Source organism: Halorubrum tropicale (genome assembly GCF_001280455.1).
GTDB classification, from domain to species: domain Archaea; phylum Halobacteriota; class Halobacteria; order Halobacteriales; family Haloferacaceae; genus Halorubrum; species Halorubrum tropicale.
Window position 1 is genome coordinate 934,818 of record NZ_LIST01000001.1, and the last position, 14,351, is coordinate 949,168.

Genomic DNA, 14,351 nt, shown 5'->3' on the forward strand with positions numbered 1-14,351 from the left:
CGGCCGCGACGGGGCTTAAAAATCCGCACTCCGCGGCCGCGGGAGACTCCGCCCGTCCCCGGTCACTCTCGCTCCGTCTCCGCCAGCACGTCCTCGACGGTCGACAGCGTCCGCTCGGCCTCGGCGAGCCGCGCCTCGGCCTCCCCCTCCTCGATCAGCGCCAGGTCCTCGTCGTCGAGTTCGTGTCGAACCTCGGCCGCGCGGCGGAGCCGCTCGTACTCGTCGCTCCGCGCCAGCTCCCGGACGGAGCGCAGGGTCGCGACCGCCTCGTCGTCCGCGATCCGTCCGACGAGCGGGACCAGCTCGTCGATCTCGTAGGCCAGCTCGTCGCCGGACTTCGGCGGCCAGTCGAGCGTCAGCGGCTCGCCGTCGAGCCGTTCTAGGTACGTCCGGTGGACCGCGACCGCGGTGCGGAGCGCGCCCGGGTCGTCGACGTAGTGCTCCAGCTTGGAGTTCGTGTAGTCGGCGTACTCCAGCAGCGTCGCGGGCGGCTCCTCGCCGGCCGCGTGCGTCTCGACGTACTCCGCGAGGTCCGTCGGCGGCACGTCGACGTCGACGAAGGGCGTCCCGTCGGCGCGGTCGAGGAAGTCGAACACCTCGCGGGCCGACGCCGACTTGAAGAACTCCTCGAACGCCGCCCGGACCGCCTCGTCGTACGCCTCGATCGGCTCGCGGACGCGGTCGAGGTCCGCGTCGAGGTCGGCGTCGGCCATCTCGGCGACCTCGCGGAGCCCGTCGAGCCGCGCGTCGAGGCGCTTGCGGGCCTCGCGGGCCGCCTTCCGGGCCGCCCGGTAGTCGTCGACCGCGTCGTCGTACGCCTCGAGGAGGTCGACGAACTCCCCGGCCGGCTCCAGCGCCTCGCGGGCGGCCGCGAAGTCCTCCTCGGAGAGCCGGCGCTTGTCGACCGCCTCGTCGGCGGCGTCGAACGCCGCCGCGGCCGGGAGGTCGTCGTCGACGTCGACCGCGTCGTCGAACTCGCCGCGGAACCGGACGTACGACTCGAAGTCGCCGGAGCCGACCGCGTCCTCCTCGAACCGGTCGAGGATCCGGTGCGCGTGCCGGTACGCGTCGGCCGCCGCCTCGACGCGCTCGCGGCCGTAACCGTCGATCCGCGACTCGATCCGACGCAGTTCGTCGTAGCGCTCGCGGAGGCGCGCGGCCGCCTCGCCCGCCTCGGCGACCGGGTCGTCCCCCTCGCCCTCGGCCCGTCCCGCGGTCCCGCCGGCGCTCTCGGACATCGGTCAGTACACCTCGTCCGGGTCGAAGACGCGCTCGCCGACGTGCTCGCCGTCTATCGTCCGGTGGAAGCACGACCGGTGGCCGGTGTGGCAGGCGCCGCCCGCCTGGTCAACGAGGTACAGCAGGGCGTCCGCGTCGCAGTCGACCCGGACCTCCCGGACCGACTGGGTGTGGCCGGAGGTGGCTCCCTTGTGCCACAGCTCCTCGCGGGACCGGGAGTAGTAGTGGGCCTCGCCGGTCTCGCGGGTGCGCGCCAGCGCCTCGGGCGAGACGTACGCGAGCATCAGCACCTCGCCGGAGTCGGCGTCCTGGGCGACCGCCGGCACCAGCCCGTCCTCGCCGAAGTCGACGTCGATCGGCTCGGCCTCCGCGTCGGCGTCACTCATGTCCGTCCGGAGGCGTGGCGCTCGAATAGTCCTTGTGCCTGCGGTCACCGCGCGGAGGCCGTCGTCCGGCGGTCGGGGCGCTATCTCCGCCGCAGCACGAGCGCGTCGCCGTCGGCGTACGCGTCCGGCCGCCGCTCGACGACCTCGAAGCCGAGCGAGTCGTACAGCGCGAGCGCGGCGTCGTTGTCCGGGTGCGCCTGGAGCGTCACCGGCCCGTCGGCGTCCGCTATCGCCGCCCGCAGGAGCCCGCGGGCGCGCCCCTCCCGGCGGAACCCGGGCGCGACGACGAGCTCGGCGAGGTGGACGCCGGGCCGGTTCGGCGCGTCGACCGGGAGCAGGTAGCCGACGACGCGCCCGTCCGCGACGGTCACCCGGGCGGCGCCGACCGCCAGCCCGTACTCCAGCAGGTCCGGGCTCGGCTGCCGAAGGTGCGACTGGAGCTCGCGGATCCGGTCGGCGTCCGCGGTCCACCCCGGCCGAACCCTCGGGTCCGGGCCGTCGCGGTCGCCGTCGTCGGCAGCGGCCGCGTCGTCGCCGCCGCGCTCGTCTCGGTCGGGGCCGGCGGCGTTCTCGCCCGCCATCTCACGCGACCCCCCAGAGCGCGACGGCGACGGCCGCGCCGGCCAGCGTCGCGAGGAAGTTCACGGTCTGGTTCCCGATCCGGTCGCCCTCTATCAGGGCGCCGAGGAGGCTGTCGACGGTCATGCCGGCGACGCCCGCCGCGACGACCGCGCCGCCCGCCGCGACCCCGCCCGGGGTCACCGGGTCGAGGACCGGCGCCCCGGCGGCGGCGAGGAGGCCGACGAGCAGCGCGCCGGCGAGGCCCGCCAGCTCGCCCTGCCAGGTGATCGCGCCGTCGGTGCCGGGCTCGACGCGGCGGAGCGTCGTCACCAGCCGCGGGCCGTCGAAGAGGCCGCCGATCTCAGAGGAGAGCGTGTCGGCCATCGCGGTCGCCGTCGCGCCCGCGAAGGCGAAGCCGAGCGGCGCGGCCGGGACAGCGAGGTGCGGCGCGGCCGCGTAGCCCACCACCGCCGCGAGCGCGACCGCGGAGTTCGCCAGCACGTTGCCGGTGCCGCGGGCGCCCTCGTTCTCCTGAGCGACGCCCCGGGCGGCCTTCTCGTCGAACCGGTACTTCGAGGCGAGGCCGCCGATAGCGTAGAAGGCCATCAGCGTCGCGAACCATCCCACGCCGCCGAGGACGGCCGCGAGCAACGCCGAGACGACGCCGGTGAGCATCCCCGCCACCGAGGCGGTGCCGATGGCGAACGAGACGTAGCCGAGCGCGCCGGTCACCGGGAGGGCGACGAGGATGAGCGCGACGCCGACGGTCGGCTCCAGCGCGAGGAACCCCCACGTCACGAACGCGACGAGGATCGTCGTGATGTGTGCGTCGCGGGAGAACACGAGCGACCGGACCAGCGCCGCCGTGAGCGCGGCCGCCGCCGCGAGGAAGACGAGGAGGGGGACCGTCGCGCCGTCGACGGGGGCGCCGGTCTGGAGCCGCACCCCCGCCTGCCCGACGAGGGCGGCGGCCGTTCCGGCGACGACGTAGCCGGCGACGAGCGGGAACTCGTCGGTCGTCCGCCGTGAGACGACCGTCCGTCCGAGGCGGCCGACGCCGACCGCGAGCGTCGCGGCCGCGAACGCCTCGTACGGCAGCGGGGCGCGCGGCAGCGACGCGAACAGCGCGAGGCCCGCGCCGGCGAGCGCGAAGGAGACGAGCCCGTAGAGCCGCTCCGCCTCGCGGTCGCCGGGCAGCGCGAGCGTCTCGAACCACTCGCCGTCGCGGACGCCGAAGAAGGCCGCGCCGGCGACGGCGAAGAAGGGGACGGCGGCGGCGGTGTCGAGCGCCGGTGCGAGGACCGCAATGGCGGCCACCGCGGCGAAGATACTCGCGCGTCGGAGCCTCCGTATCACACCATCGGCTACCCCCGACGACCACTTAACGGTCCCGACAGCCGTCGGGCGGTCGCTCGGCGCCGCCTCCCGCCCGACGCCGCGCTCAGTACCGGTACTCGTTGAACTGGACCGCGTGTCCCTCCAGCACGCGGACGGACTCCTCGGGGTCCTCCTCGTCGTCGGCGGTCCGGTCCTCGTGTGAGTCAACCACTCCCATGTGCGAGCGGTACGCTCGCCGGTACATAACTGTTTCCCACGCGGTGAACGTTATCGCCCTCCGCGACGCGGCGCTCAGCCGAGTACGCGGTCGATCTCTCCGAGGTGGTCGATCACGTGGTCCGGGTCGATGTCCGAGGCCGCGAGGGCGGCCTCGTCGGTGACGCCCGACCGGACGAGGACGGACGTCATCCCGGCGCGCTCGCCGAGCGCGATGTCCGTGTCGAGCCGGTCGCCGACGACGAGACACTCCTCGGGCGGATACGGGAGTCGCTCGCGGACCATCTCGATGGCGGTGTCGGAGGGCTTGCCGAGGACGGCGTCGGGCTCCCGCTCCGCGACGCCCGCTATCGCGTTGATCACGGCCCCGGAGCCGGGCACGTCGCGCTCGGGCGCCGGGATAACCACGTCGGGGTCGGTGCCGATGAACGGGATGTCGCGCTCCAAGGCCCACAGCGCGGTACAGAGGTCGTCGTAGTCGAACTCGCGGTCGATGGAGGCGACCAGGGCGTCGGCGGCCTCGGCCGAGTCGGTCGTCGAGAGGCCGGCGGCCGCGAACTGGTCGAGCAGCCCCGACTCGCCGATACAGAGGAGGTCGTCGTCGGCGTGGCGCTCTCGGAGGTACCGCGTGGTCACGCTGCCGGCGGTGAACACCCGGTCGGCGCCCACGTCGTACCCCGCCGCGCCGAGGCGGTCGACGTACGCCGGGGGCGCCTTCGTCGGGTTGTTCGAGACGAACAGCGTCTCGACCCCCGCCTCCCGGAGCCGGCGGTACCCCGTCGGGGCGCCCGGGATCGGATCGTCGCCGCGCACGACCGTGCCGTCGACGTCGACGACGGCGCCGCTGAATTCCATGTCGGGAGTGGGAGCGCCACGGCCGTAGGGGTTGCGCCCGGATCAGCGGTGCCTCCCAGCCACCCGCCGCAGAGATCACGAACTCGGTACCGGTCCCACCTTCGGGATAACGGAAGGGTAAAGCGGCCGCGTTCCATATCGGTGGTCACTGTGACGACGACCCAGGTGACCCTCGTCCAGATCGACAACTACGGGCCGTGGACGACGACGCCGGAGCCCCGTCGCGAGATGGATCTCCAGACGCTCCAGTCGCGGCTCTACGCCGACGTCGCCCAGTTCCTCGGGCACCGCGACGCCTACGTCTTCTTCACTCGCTTCGACAACATGATCGCCGTGACCAACGGGGTCGACGGCGCCGCCCACGCGACGCTCCAGGAGTCGATCGGCAACCGCTACCCGGTCACCGTGAGCCTCGGAACCGCCGTCGCCGAGCGCCCCGTCGACGCGCTCGAGGCGGCGAACCGACGGCTCCAGACCGCGGGCAGCGCCCAGGACGAGAGCCGGACCGAGGTGCTCGCCGGCGAGTACCTCTCGGAGACGAACCGGTCCGACCTCCAGGTCGCGCACTTCGACGTGATCAACGCGACCGGCAAGTACACCGACCGGCTCAACGAGTTCGACACGTTCATCAACATCGAACGGGCGTACGGCTCGCTGATGCGCCACCTCCGCGAGGCGCACGGCGCGCTCTCCTTCTTCGTCGGCGGCGACAACGTCGTCGCGGTCTGCCCCGACCTCCCCGAGTCGGCGTTCTCGTCGGCGGTCGCCCACGTCGAGGACGACGTCGACATCGAGCTCCAGGTCGGCGTGGGCCGGGGGGCCTCCGCTCACGAGGCCGGCTTCGCGGCCAAGCACGCCCTCGAAGACTGCCGGCACGACGGGACGAACGTCGAGCTGTTCGGCGTGCCCGCCGTCAGCGACTGACTGGCTCGCCGGTCGGTCGAGCTCGCCGCCCCTTCGCCGAATCAATTCTGATAATTTCGGTGCGAGGTTTTTATACACCGCTCCGATACCTCCGGATAGCATGTCAGAGGAGATAGTGTTCGTCTGTACGGCGGACGGCTGTGACGAGGGCCCGTGGGAGGGCTCGCACGACGCGATGGCGCACTGCTCCGAGCACCCGGACCACGGGTACACGGGGATGCCGCGGTCCGAGCTCGACCCGAGCCGCGAGGTGATCCCCGCGACCGCGACGCGGGAGCGCGACAACCGCAACCTCCAGCACAAAGGGCACCCGAAGGGTGCGTACGCGCAGAACGACTGACACGTCCCGACGGACGGGCCGCGGTCCCGGCGTCCGTCCCAGACCCTGGCAGCGGCTCCCCGTCGTCGACGCGGCGCGCGAGGAATCGCCTCTCTGACGGACCTTTCTCCTTCCGATTCGGCGCCGTTTATGAGCGCCCCGGACGTACGGGCTCGCATGGTCTCGGAGATATTCGATCCCGACGCGTGGGAGCCCGTCACCGACGAGTTCGACGACATCACCTACCACCGCGCCGTCGACGTCCCCGCGGTCCGGATCGCCTTCGACCGCCCCGCGGTCCGCAACGCCTTCCGGCCCGGGACGGTCGACGAGCTGTACGCCGCGCTCGACCACGCCCGCAAGCAGGCCGACGTGGGCACCGTCCTCCTCACCGGGAACGGCCCCTCCGAGAAGGACGGCGGCTGGGCGTTCTGTTCCGGCGGCGACCAGTCCGTCCGGGGCGGCTCCGGCTACGAGTACCGCGACGACGACGAGGCGGGCGACGACGACGACGACCTCGTCCGGGAGGCGCGCGCGGGCCGGCTCCACATCCTCGAAGTCCAGCGGCTGATCCGATTCATGCCGAAGCCCGTGGTCGCGGTCGTCCCCGGCTGGGCGGTCGGCGGGGGCCACTCGCTGCACGTCGTCTGCGACATGACCCTCGCCAGCGCGGAGCACGCGCAGTTCCTCCAGACCGACCCCGACGTGGGATCGTTCGACGGCGGGTTCGGCTCCGCGTACCTCGCGAAGCAGATCGGGCAAAAGAAGGCCCGAGAGGTGTTCTTCCGAGGCAAGACCTACTCCGCCGAGGAGGCCGCGGACATGGGGATGGTCAACGAGGTCGTCCCGCACGAGGAGCTGGAGGACGTGGCCGTAGAGTGGGCCGACGAGATGACCCGGAAGTCGCCGACCGCGATGCGGATGCTGAAGTACGCGTTCAACATGGCCGACGACGGCATGGTCGGCCAGCAGGTGTTCGCGGGCGAGGCGACGCGGCTCGCCTATATGACCGAAGAGGCGCAGGAGGGCCGCGACGCCTTCTTGGAGGGCCGCGAGCCGCAGTTCCGCGACTACCCCTGGCACTACTGACGAATGGACAGAGACGCGGCCGCTCGCGCGATGACCCTCGGGGCGGCCGCCCCAGTCACCTACAAGTACCCCGCCGCGGTACCGCTACCCATGCTGGTCGAGGAAGTGATGACGACGGACCTCGTGACCTGTGACGTCGGCGCCACGGTCCGGGACGCCACGGAGTCGATGCTCCGCAACCGGATCGGCAGCGTCGTCGTCACGGACGGCGGGACGCCCGCCGGGATCCTCACCGAAAGCGACGTCCTCCACGCCGGGTACGTCACCGACGACCCCCTGTCTTCGATCCCGGTTCGGGAGGCCGCGAGCGCCCCGCTCGTCACCGTTCGGCCGAGCGCGACCCTCCGGAGCGCGACCGAGCGCATGCGCTCGGAGGGCGTCAAGAAGCTCGTCGTCGTCGACGGCGTGACGCCCGAGGGGATCGTCACCACGCAGGACATCGTCGACAACTACGCCGGGATCCGCCGGGAGGTCCGCGACCTCGCGACGGACGCGACCGGGTGGTCGGAGCGGTCCGACCGGCTCCGCGACTGAGGACCGCCGGTTAGGTGCCCTCAGTCGTCGTCGCCGACGATCCCCTCCGCGACCGCCATGTCCTCGACCGCGTCGCTCTGGTGTACCCGTTCATGTTCTGCTGTTAGCTCGCCGCCCCGGCCGCCGTCGGTGCGCTTTTTCCGCCGCCGCCGGTATCCGGACCTATGTACGCGGCCCTCTACCGACTCGGAATCGGTGCGTACCTGCTGTGGCTCCTGTTGACCGTCCTGCTAATTCTCGGGCGGTACACCCCGGTGCCGTCGTTTCAGGTCGTTCACCTCGGCGTCGTCGTCGGCGCCGCCGTCCTGACGTTGATCGGCGCCGCCCGACTGCTTCGGAAGGGGTACGGCCGCGCGACGCGACTGCTCAACGAGCGGTCGTGAGTCGGCGTCGCGCTCTCGCCGCAGGAATGCGTGGGACGGGATTCGAACCTCACTCACTCCGCTCGCTGCGCTCGCTCCGTTCCCTGATTAGCTCTGTTGAAATCCTTAAGAATTGATAGGATCGGTGTGCGGGACCCAGAGGATAACCTCAGCGAGCGATCCAATAGCTTCTCAGAGAACTGCCGATTCGAACGCACATATGAAGCACCGACGTGTGAGAGAAACTATAGTTAGGGGGGTCGGTTCCTGCTTCTGTCAGCAGGCGTCTTGTGTATCCACGCCGATTGAGAGTTCACCCATAATATCGATTTCGACCAAAATACTCAGACAGTCCGCGTTGGTCTGTAACTGAGTAGATGTTACCTGCTTCTCACCAGTTTCGTCATCCGGCTCAACACGAGCGTGGAGCGCATAATTCCCGGGTGACTGAACAGGGTTTTCCCACGAGTGTATGTCAATTTCCTCGTCCCCGTCCTCGTCTCGGTCGGCCATTGGTCGCGTTGGATGTGTTTCCCAGAATACGACCTCGTTATCGGTTACATCCTCGATAACGACATCGAATACGGCAGGGCTGTCGCCGAGGTTCTTTACCCACACCTCCGTAATAGAGATTGGGCTCGATTTCCGGGTGAACTCCGAGACAGACGAACACCCAGAAAGCGGGATCGAGAGGGCGGCTCCGGCGGCCATCAGTAGTCTCCGGCGTGACTCTGTGGAGGGCACGGTTGTATGTTCTTTTCGATTTAATATGAATACTGGGTCAGAACAAGCCTGCCCGACCATCGCCATCAAGGGGAGAGAGGGTGGACCGAATCCAGTTCCACGTGAGACGGGGGAGACGCTCTGTTTTGGGCAACGGCTGTATCAACTACTCGATTGCTATCAGCAATGCCGTGACCGATACGCGCCCTGTATTTAGCATGGCTCCAAGAACATATCCCCTGTTAAGGATTTCAACAAAGCCCCCTGATCCGTATCCCCTCTCGTCCGATTACTGCTGCTCGCGGGTTGCTCGCAGCAGCAATGCGGGGGAAGGGATTCGAACCACGTTCGCTCGCCGCGACGCGGCTCGCTCACTTCTCGCTCCCTAGTTCGAATCCCTTCTGCTCCTAGTGCTGTCGCTCACGTATTGTTCGTGACAGCATGCGGGGGAAGGGATTCGAACCCTCGAACCTCTACAGGAGCGGATCTTAAGTCCGCCGCTTTTGGCCAGGCTCAGCCACCCCCGCGCGGGTCCCGCTATCCGCGGCGAGGTGAAACCCCTTTCGGAAGTCCTACCAGTCGACCGACAGCGTCCCGTCGCCGTGCGGGTCCGGCGCGATCTCCTCGTCGGTGCGGCGGTCGACGACGTGGATCACGCCCGCGTCCTTCTTCGCGGGACACGCCTCGGCCGCGCGGACGTTCTCTTCGAGGTCCTCCTCGCCGATGTAGTACGCCTCGGGCTTCGCCATCCCGCTCACCACGTCCATCACCCAGTTGTCCGCGACCTCGGCGCACTTGCCCGCCCCGAAACACTTGTTCGCCTCGAAGACGATCTTGTACGGCTTCTCGTCGATCGGCGGTCCCTCGCCGCCGATGTCGCTGGCGCGGAGCACCTCGTCGCCGCCGTCGGTCTCGGCCTCGTCGCTCATGTCGCTTCTTCGGCGGTCGCGGGCCTTTCGTCTGTCGGTCGTTCCCGCTCGTTCGGATCGAGGCGACGGGCGTCAGCCGTCCGTGTGCTCCGCGAGCAGGCGCTCGGTGTGCTCGAGCGAGTCGGCCAGCTCCCACCGGACCTTCGCGGCGTCGCCGTACGCCAGCGCCTCCTTCAGCTCGTCGCGGAGGACGCCGGTGCCGAACCCGACCGTGTCGCCGTCGGCGTCGCCGAGCTCGTACAGCGCGTAGCGGCTCGGCGCGCTCCCGACGGTCGAGCGGTCGAGGTCGCGCCAGGGCTTCGCGAGGCTCACGGCGTCGCCCTCGCTCCCGTCATCGGTGCGCGTCGAGGCCGTCCTCTGGGGCTTCGACGATCTCGTAGCTCCCCTCGGTCCAGCCGTCCTCGACGAAGACGAACACGCGCCCGCCGGCGACCTCGGGGTCGGCGATCACCTCGTTGCGCTGCCCCTCGCGGCCGACGATCACGCCGGGGAACACCTCGTCGCGCTCGCCGTCCTCAACGATGACGCGGCCGACGCCGGACTCCTCCAATATCTCGTCGTCGGTCTTGTAGTCGTTGACGTACGTCATCACGCCCTCCGTCTCCGTGGGGTCGGTGACGAGGACGTGGGTCTCCTTGCCGGGGCCGGCGGTCACCGACCCCTCGGCGGACTCGGGGACGCCCCGGTAGAGGGTCGTTCGGCCGTCGAGGTACTCGACGACGACGCCCTCCTCGCGGAGGTCGACGCCGATCGAGGTCGGCGGCACGTCGCTGCGTGATGGCGCGGACATACGCGACGCTCGGAGTGCCGGCCTCAAAAGGGACGCGCTCGGGCCTCGCGCCGACGCGCGCCCGTCGACGAACCGCCCCGAACGCCGCGCGGTGGGGCGGCCTCAGCCGCGAGAATCGGCGTACCACATTTAAGTTCCTGCCGCGGGGAGTGCGTGGCATGCAACGGACGCGACGGGCGCTTCTCGGGGTCGGCGTCGCCCTCGCCGGGACCGCCGGGTGTCTCGGCGTCGAGGGCGTCCAGTACCCCGACGCCGCCGCGGGCGACGGGGGCGACCCCGTCGGCGACCCGCCCGAAGACGGCCCTCCCGACGACCCGCCCGAGCAGACCGACGGCGGCCCGCCGGACGCCAACGCCGCGCTGGCGACGGCGACGCGCGCGGTCGTCGACGACGCGGTGTGGTTCGCGACCGAGTACCCGGCGGCGGTCGCGACCTACCGCGACGCGATAGCCGACGCGGTCGCGACGGTCCGCTCGGTCCGCGCGACCGTCGACGAGGAGGCGGCGATCGCGACCGAACAAGTCGACGCGGTCGCGGCCGCGGGCGAGACCGCCGCCGACCGCGCGGCCGCGGCGCTCGAACCCCACTTCTCGCCCGGCCCGCGGATCCGCGCCCGCGTCGACCGCCACGTCGCGGTCCTGCGGGAGTTCGCCCCGCGCAACGACGTCGACCGCGCGCTGGAGGAGCTCGACCGCATGCGCCGCGACCTCGCGAGCGTCGGGACCTCCATCTACGTCGAGGAGGAGTTCTCTCGGGACCCGATCTACAACCGGCTGTTCCGCCGACTGCTGGCGCCGCTCCCGCCCGAGGACCCCGAGCGCGGCCGCGTCACGGGCGGCACGCTCGTCGAGCTCGCTGTCGCGAGCCGCGACTTCTCGACGTACGCGCACCGACCCTACGACCGCGACGGGGTCGACCGCGACCGGATCCCGCGCATCTACGGCGACGCGTTCGACTCCGAGCGGCAGCGGGAGCTCCGCGCTCGTCTCGGCCCGATCCCCCAGCCGGAGGACCGCGTCGAGGAGCTGTTCGTCGCGTACGCGCGGCGGCCGCCGCTGGGGACCCGCCGCCGGGAGGCGTTCGAAGGCTGGCCCCGCGAACTCGACGGCGTCCCGGTCCACGTCCAGCGCTACCCGGACGCCGAGACCGCCGAGGCGCGGCTCTCGACGGCCCTCGACGAGGGAGCGACGGAGGGCCGCGCGCCGGTCGATCCCGAGGCGACGCTCGCCGGGTCCGACTTCAGCGGGAACGCGTCCGCGGACGGAAACGCCACCGAGAGCGGAAACGCCTCCGACGCGGACGGCGAGACCGACGACGGCCCGACGGCCTGGCACCGCTTCTACCACCGCGAGGCGGAGGGCGAGCGGTACGGCTTCGACGAGCATGCCGGCGTCCAGTACGGCTACCTCGTCCGGGCGGGCGAGTTCCTGCTCGCGACCGGCTTCTCGGGCGACGCGTGGGAGGAGCGGACCGGGTGGCACGGTCGCCTGCGGCACGGGTGGGTGACCGGCGCGTGAACGCGAAACAGATCGGTCTCGTCGCCGCCGTGTTCGGCCTGGTCGGCGTCGGCGTCGGCATCGTCGGCGCGGCCGCGACGGGCTGGGCGGAGGCGGCGCTCGCGACCGCCGCGACCGGCGAGACGGCGCGGTTCGGCCCCGTGTTCGTCGCGCAGTCCTACCTCGCCGCGACCGCGACCGTCCTCGTTTCCGCCGTCCCGCTGGCCGGCGTCCTCGGCGTCCTCATCGGGTCCCGCGCCCGCGGCGTCGGCTCCGCGGCGACGACCTGCGGGCTCGGGACGGGCCTCGGTGCGCTGGCGTACGGGCTGATCGCGGTCACGGTGATCGTGGTCTCGCAGGGCGACGCCGCCGCACAGGCGCACGGCCTCGTCGACGCCGTCGTCCCGACGCTCGCGACCGCGTTCGTCGCCGGCGCCGTCGGCGCGTCGACCGGCGTCCTCGGGACGGTGATGCGATGACCGCCGACTTCGGTCGGCCCGGCTCCGGCGACGACGGCCGGCCGGACAGACCGATCCGACGCGCGTCGCGGCGAGGCGTCCTCGCGGTCGGCGCCGCCGGACTCCTGGCCGGCTGCCTCGTCACGTCGGAGGAGGAGGGCTCGGACGCCCGGCAGACGGGCGACGGTGCGAACGGGAGCGACGCAGACGGCGACGGGGACGAAAGCGGGTCCGGCGGCGACGCTGGAAGCGACGGGGACGCGTCCGAAGACGCGTCGACCCCGGACGAGGTCGGTCCCGACGGCTCCGGGCTCGTCGTGACCGACGCGACCGTCCGCGAGGTGACGGAAGGCGGCGGGTGGACCAGAGTTCGGGCCCGCCTGACCGTCCGGAACGCCGGCCGGTTCGAGTACGGGACCGTCGAGTTCCGCGCCGACGCGTACGCCGTCAGACCGGGCACGGACGAGCGCGAGGCGGTCGGCTTCGGCTACGTCACGCGCCGCTTCTCCCCGGACGACCGGTTCGGGGAGGGCCGCTCGCGGTCGTTCGACGTGACGATCCGCTTCGAGAGCGACGAGACGCCGGTCCGTCCCGAGCGCGACCGGTACGCCGTCGACGCGGCGGTGCGGCGCGCGGAGCCGCTCTGACGCGACCCCGATCGTGGCCGCTGTTTCCGGTCCGCTCTCGGCAGAGAGACTCGCCGTGATCGCTACCTCTTTGTCCGCGGTCGCGAGCCGTGAACCCATGGAGGGACAGGCGGCGGCGCTCGGCGCCGGGACCGTGTTGAACGCGCTCGCGACCGGCACGGGCGCGGCGTTCGGCCTCGACGTCGAGACGCGCGCGACGGTCGAGCTGGACCCCGCGGCCGACGGCGTGGAGGGCGAGATAGCCGAGGACGCCGCCGCCGACACCGACCTGATCGAGCGCTGCGTCGCGCTCGCGACCGACCGCTGGGGCGACGGCGAGGGCGGCCGCGTCCGGACCGACAGCGACGTGCCGCTGGCGGCGGGTCTAAAGAGCTCCAGCGCGGCCGCCAACGCGGCCGTCCTCGCGACCTGCGACGCGCTCGGGCTCGCGGTCGGCGACGATCCGGACGACCCCGCGGTCGACGTCACCCGCCTCGCGGCCTGCCGGCTCGGCGTGCGCGCGGCCCGCGAGGCCGGCGTCACGGTCACGGGCGCGTTCGATGACGCGACCGCGTCGATGCTCGGCGGCGTCACCGTCACCGACAACGGCGCCGACGAGCTGCGCCGTCGCGAGGCGGTCGACTGGGACGCCCTCGTCTGGACCCCGCCCGAGCGGGCCTACTCGGCCGACGCCGACGTGGCGCGCTGCGAGGCCGTCGCGCCGATGGCGGACCTCGTCGCCGACCTCGCGCTCGACGGCCGGTACGGCGAGGCGATGACGGTGAACGGGCTGGCGTTCTCGGCCGCACTCGGCTTCGACGCCGACCCCGCGGTCGAGGCGATGCCCCACGCGACCGCGGTGTCGCTGTCGGGGACCGGCCCGAGCGTCGTCGCCGTCGCGGCCCCCGACGACCCCGAGACCGACCTCGACGCGGTCGCCGACGCTTGGGGCGACCGCCCCGGAACGCTGCGACGATCGGCGACCAGAAACGACGGCGCGGCCGTCGAGTGACCACACCACTACCCCACTACCAATGAGCGACACACCCAACGCGGAGGACCGGAGCCTCGACGAACTGCGACACGAGATCGAGGACATCGACCGCGAGATAGTCGAGCTGATCGCCCGCCGGACGTACGTCGCCGACACCGTGGCGGCCGTGAAGGAGGAGCGCGACCTGCCGACGACCGACGAGGGGCAGGAGGAGCGGGTGATGGAGCGCGCCGGCGAGAACGCCGAGCGCTTCGACGTGGACGCCAACCTGGTGAAGGCCATCTTCCGGCTACTGATCGAGTTGAACAAAGTTGAGCAAAGAGAGAGTCGGTGAGGCCGAATACACGCACCTCAGGCGCTCTAACTTCTAATTAGTCATCTGAAGTTCGGTTCTGAGGCGTTCTTCGCGTTCGATCAGAGTCGGTGAGCAGCCGGAAGACCGGATACTGATCCGTATCGCATACGTTCCAATAACACTCCGTTCAGTCTCGATAAGACGAACACCGCGAAGC

The 14,351-nt window shown here is 71.3% G+C and carries 19 protein-coding genes and 1 tRNA gene; 10 read left to right on the forward strand and 10 right to left on the reverse strand.

Annotated features, from left to right (window positions below; genetic code table 11):
* Positions 1–62: 62 nt before the first annotated feature.
* The 5 genes from AMR74_RS04575 to AMR74_RS04595 form a co-directional block, all read right to left on the reverse strand.
* The gene (locus AMR74_RS04575) at positions 63–1,238 is read right to left on the reverse strand and encodes a DUF7118 family protein (protein WP_053770858.1); all 1,176 of its coding nucleotides are present in this window, start codon (positions 1,236–1,238) and stop codon (positions 63–65) included.
* A 3-nt stretch (positions 1,239–1,241) separates the two neighbouring features.
* A complete protein-coding gene (gene hisI, locus AMR74_RS04580) occupies positions 1,242–1,625 on the reverse strand; it encodes a phosphoribosyl-AMP cyclohydrolase (protein ID WP_053770859.1) in 384 nt (127 codons plus the stop codon).
* 80 nt (positions 1,626–1,705) lie between these two features.
* Positions 1,706–2,206, reverse strand: coding sequence for a GNAT family N-acetyltransferase (locus AMR74_RS04585; protein WP_053770860.1), 501 nt, complete (start codon positions 2,204–2,206; stop codon positions 1,706–1,708).
* A gap of 1 nt (position 2,207) precedes the next feature.
* Positions 2,208–3,542 carry a DUF92 domain-containing protein gene (locus AMR74_RS04590; RefSeq protein ID WP_053770861.1) on the reverse strand — a complete coding sequence of 445 codons (1,335 nt, stop codon included), beginning with the start codon at positions 3,540–3,542 and terminating at the stop codon, positions 2,208–2,210.
* A 273-nt stretch (positions 3,543–3,815) separates the two neighbouring features.
* Positions 3,816–4,595, reverse strand: a complete 780-nt coding sequence (locus AMR74_RS04595) for an HAD-IIA family hydrolase (protein WP_053770862.1) — start codon at positions 4,593–4,595, stop codon at positions 3,816–3,818.
* 150 nt (positions 4,596–4,745) lie between these two features.
* On the opposite strand from AMR74_RS04595, the gene AMR74_RS04600 reads away from it, so the two are divergent.
* The 5 genes from AMR74_RS04600 (at position 4,746) to AMR74_RS04620 (ending at position 7,844) form a co-directional block, all read left to right on the forward strand.
* On the forward strand, positions 4,746–5,519 hold the full coding sequence (locus tag AMR74_RS04600; protein ID WP_053770863.1) for a GTP cyclohydrolase III: 774 nt from the start codon (positions 4,746–4,748) through the stop codon (positions 5,517–5,519).
* 100 nt (positions 5,520–5,619) lie between these two features.
* A complete protein-coding gene (locus AMR74_RS04605; RefSeq protein WP_053770864.1) occupies positions 5,620–5,859 on the forward strand; it encodes a hypothetical protein in 240 nt (79 codons plus the stop codon).
* A gap of 156 nt (positions 5,860–6,015) precedes the next feature.
* On the forward strand, positions 6,016–6,927 hold the full coding sequence (locus AMR74_RS04610; protein ID WP_053770865.1) for a 1,4-dihydroxy-2-naphthoyl-CoA synthase: 912 nt from the start codon (positions 6,016–6,018) through the stop codon (positions 6,925–6,927).
* A 90-nt stretch (positions 6,928–7,017) separates the two neighbouring features.
* Positions 7,018–7,461 (forward strand): CBS domain-containing protein, encoded by a 444-nt coding sequence (locus AMR74_RS04615; RefSeq protein WP_053770866.1) that lies wholly within the window; start codon positions 7,018–7,020, stop codon positions 7,459–7,461.
* Positions 7,462–7,625: 164 nt separating this feature from the next.
* Positions 7,626–7,844, forward strand: a complete 219-nt coding sequence (locus AMR74_RS04620) for a hypothetical protein (protein ID WP_053770867.1) — start codon at positions 7,626–7,628, stop codon at positions 7,842–7,844.
* Positions 7,845–8,099: 255 nt separating this feature from the next.
* Here the strand turns inward: AMR74_RS04620 and AMR74_RS18390 are convergent, their stop codons facing one another.
* The 5 genes from AMR74_RS18390 to AMR74_RS04645 form a co-directional block, all read right to left on the reverse strand.
* On the reverse strand, positions 8,100–8,567 hold the full coding sequence (locus tag AMR74_RS18390; RefSeq protein WP_139042959.1) for a hypothetical protein: 468 nt from the start codon (positions 8,565–8,567) through the stop codon (positions 8,100–8,102).
* A gap of 421 nt (positions 8,568–8,988) precedes the next feature.
* Positions 8,989–9,073 (reverse strand) — tRNA-Leu (locus AMR74_RS04630).
* 45 nt (positions 9,074–9,118) lie between these two features.
* Positions 9,119–9,475 (reverse strand): ferredoxin, encoded by a 357-nt coding sequence (locus AMR74_RS04635; RefSeq protein ID WP_053770869.1) that lies wholly within the window; start codon positions 9,473–9,475, stop codon positions 9,119–9,121.
* A 72-nt stretch (positions 9,476–9,547) separates the two neighbouring features.
* Complete coding sequence (locus tag AMR74_RS04640) at positions 9,548–9,787, reverse strand: DUF7508 domain-containing protein (protein ID WP_053770870.1); 240 nt, start codon at positions 9,785–9,787, stop codon at positions 9,548–9,550.
* A 19-nt stretch (positions 9,788–9,806) separates the two neighbouring features.
* Positions 9,807–10,265, reverse strand: a complete 459-nt coding sequence (locus tag AMR74_RS04645; protein ID WP_053770871.1) for a DUF5796 family protein — start codon at positions 10,263–10,265, stop codon at positions 9,807–9,809.
* Positions 10,266–10,423: 158 nt separating this feature from the next.
* Between AMR74_RS04645 and AMR74_RS04650 the strand changes: the two genes are divergently transcribed.
* From AMR74_RS04650 to AMR74_RS04670, 5 genes are all read left to right on the forward strand, one after another.
* Complete coding sequence (locus AMR74_RS04650; RefSeq protein ID WP_053770872.1) at positions 10,424–11,782, forward strand: hypothetical protein; 1,359 nt, start codon at positions 10,424–10,426, stop codon at positions 11,780–11,782.
* On the forward strand, positions 11,779–12,240 hold the full coding sequence (locus AMR74_RS04655; RefSeq protein WP_053770873.1) for a hypothetical protein: 462 nt from the start codon (positions 11,779–11,781) through the stop codon (positions 12,238–12,240). The genes AMR74_RS04650 and AMR74_RS04655 overlap by 4 nt, the downstream gene beginning before the upstream one ends.
* Positions 12,237–12,866: a hypothetical protein gene (locus AMR74_RS04660; protein WP_053770874.1), complete on the forward strand. Its 630-nt coding sequence runs from the start codon at positions 12,237–12,239 to the stop codon at positions 12,864–12,866. The genes AMR74_RS04655 and AMR74_RS04660 overlap by 4 nt, the downstream gene beginning before the upstream one ends.
* 97 nt (positions 12,867–12,963) lie before the next feature.
* The gene (locus tag AMR74_RS04665) at positions 12,964–13,857 is read left to right on the forward strand and encodes a shikimate kinase (RefSeq protein ID WP_053770875.1); all 894 of its coding nucleotides are present in this window, start codon (positions 12,964–12,966) and stop codon (positions 13,855–13,857) included.
* Positions 13,858–13,879: 22 nt separating this feature from the next.
* Positions 13,880–14,173, forward strand: coding sequence for a chorismate mutase (locus tag AMR74_RS04670; RefSeq protein ID WP_004596730.1), 294 nt, complete (start codon positions 13,880–13,882; stop codon positions 14,171–14,173).
* Positions 14,174–14,351: the final 178 nt, after the last annotated feature.

What these genes read in the sequence shown, in the direction of transcription:
- AMR74_RS04575 (WP_053770858.1), bottom strand. Translation starts at nt 1,238, where the DNA reads ATGTCCGAGAGCGCCGGCGGGACCGCGGGACGGGCCGAGGGCGAGGGG.
- hisI (WP_053770859.1), bottom strand. Translation starts at nt 1,625, where the DNA reads ATGAGTGACGCCGACGCGGAGGCCGAGCCGATCGACGTCGACTTCGGC.
- AMR74_RS04585 (WP_053770860.1), bottom strand. Translation starts at nt 2,206, where the DNA reads ATGGCGGGCGAGAACGCCGCCGGCCCCGACCGAGACGAGCGCGGCGGC.
- AMR74_RS04595 (WP_053770862.1), bottom strand. Translation starts at nt 4,595, where the DNA reads ATGGAATTCAGCGGCGCCGTCGTCGACGTCGACGGCACGGTCGTGCGC.
- AMR74_RS04605 (WP_053770864.1), top strand. Translation starts at nt 5,620, where the DNA reads ATGTCAGAGGAGATAGTGTTCGTCTGTACGGCGGACGGCTGTGACGAG.
- AMR74_RS04610 (WP_053770865.1), top strand. Translation starts at nt 6,016, where the DNA reads ATGGTCTCGGAGATATTCGATCCCGACGCGTGGGAGCCCGTCACCGAC.
- AMR74_RS04615 (WP_053770866.1), top strand. Translation starts at nt 7,018, where the DNA reads ATGCTGGTCGAGGAAGTGATGACGACGGACCTCGTGACCTGTGACGTC.
- AMR74_RS04620 (WP_053770867.1), top strand. Translation starts at nt 7,626, where the DNA reads ATGTACGCGGCCCTCTACCGACTCGGAATCGGTGCGTACCTGCTGTGG.
- AMR74_RS04635 (WP_053770869.1), bottom strand. Translation starts at nt 9,475, where the DNA reads ATGAGCGACGAGGCCGAGACCGACGGCGGCGACGAGGTGCTCCGCGCC.
- AMR74_RS04645 (WP_053770871.1), bottom strand. Translation starts at nt 10,265, where the DNA reads ATGTCCGCGCCATCACGCAGCGACGTGCCGCCGACCTCGATCGGCGTC.
- AMR74_RS04650 (WP_053770872.1), top strand. Translation starts at nt 10,424, where the DNA reads ATGCAACGGACGCGACGGGCGCTTCTCGGGGTCGGCGTCGCCCTCGCC.
- AMR74_RS04660 (WP_053770874.1), top strand. Translation starts at nt 12,237, where the DNA reads ATGACCGCCGACTTCGGTCGGCCCGGCTCCGGCGACGACGGCCGGCCG.
- AMR74_RS04665 (WP_053770875.1), top strand. Translation starts at nt 12,964, where the DNA reads ATGGAGGGACAGGCGGCGGCGCTCGGCGCCGGGACCGTGTTGAACGCG.
- AMR74_RS04670 (WP_004596730.1), top strand. Translation starts at nt 13,880, where the DNA reads ATGAGCGACACACCCAACGCGGAGGACCGGAGCCTCGACGAACTGCGA.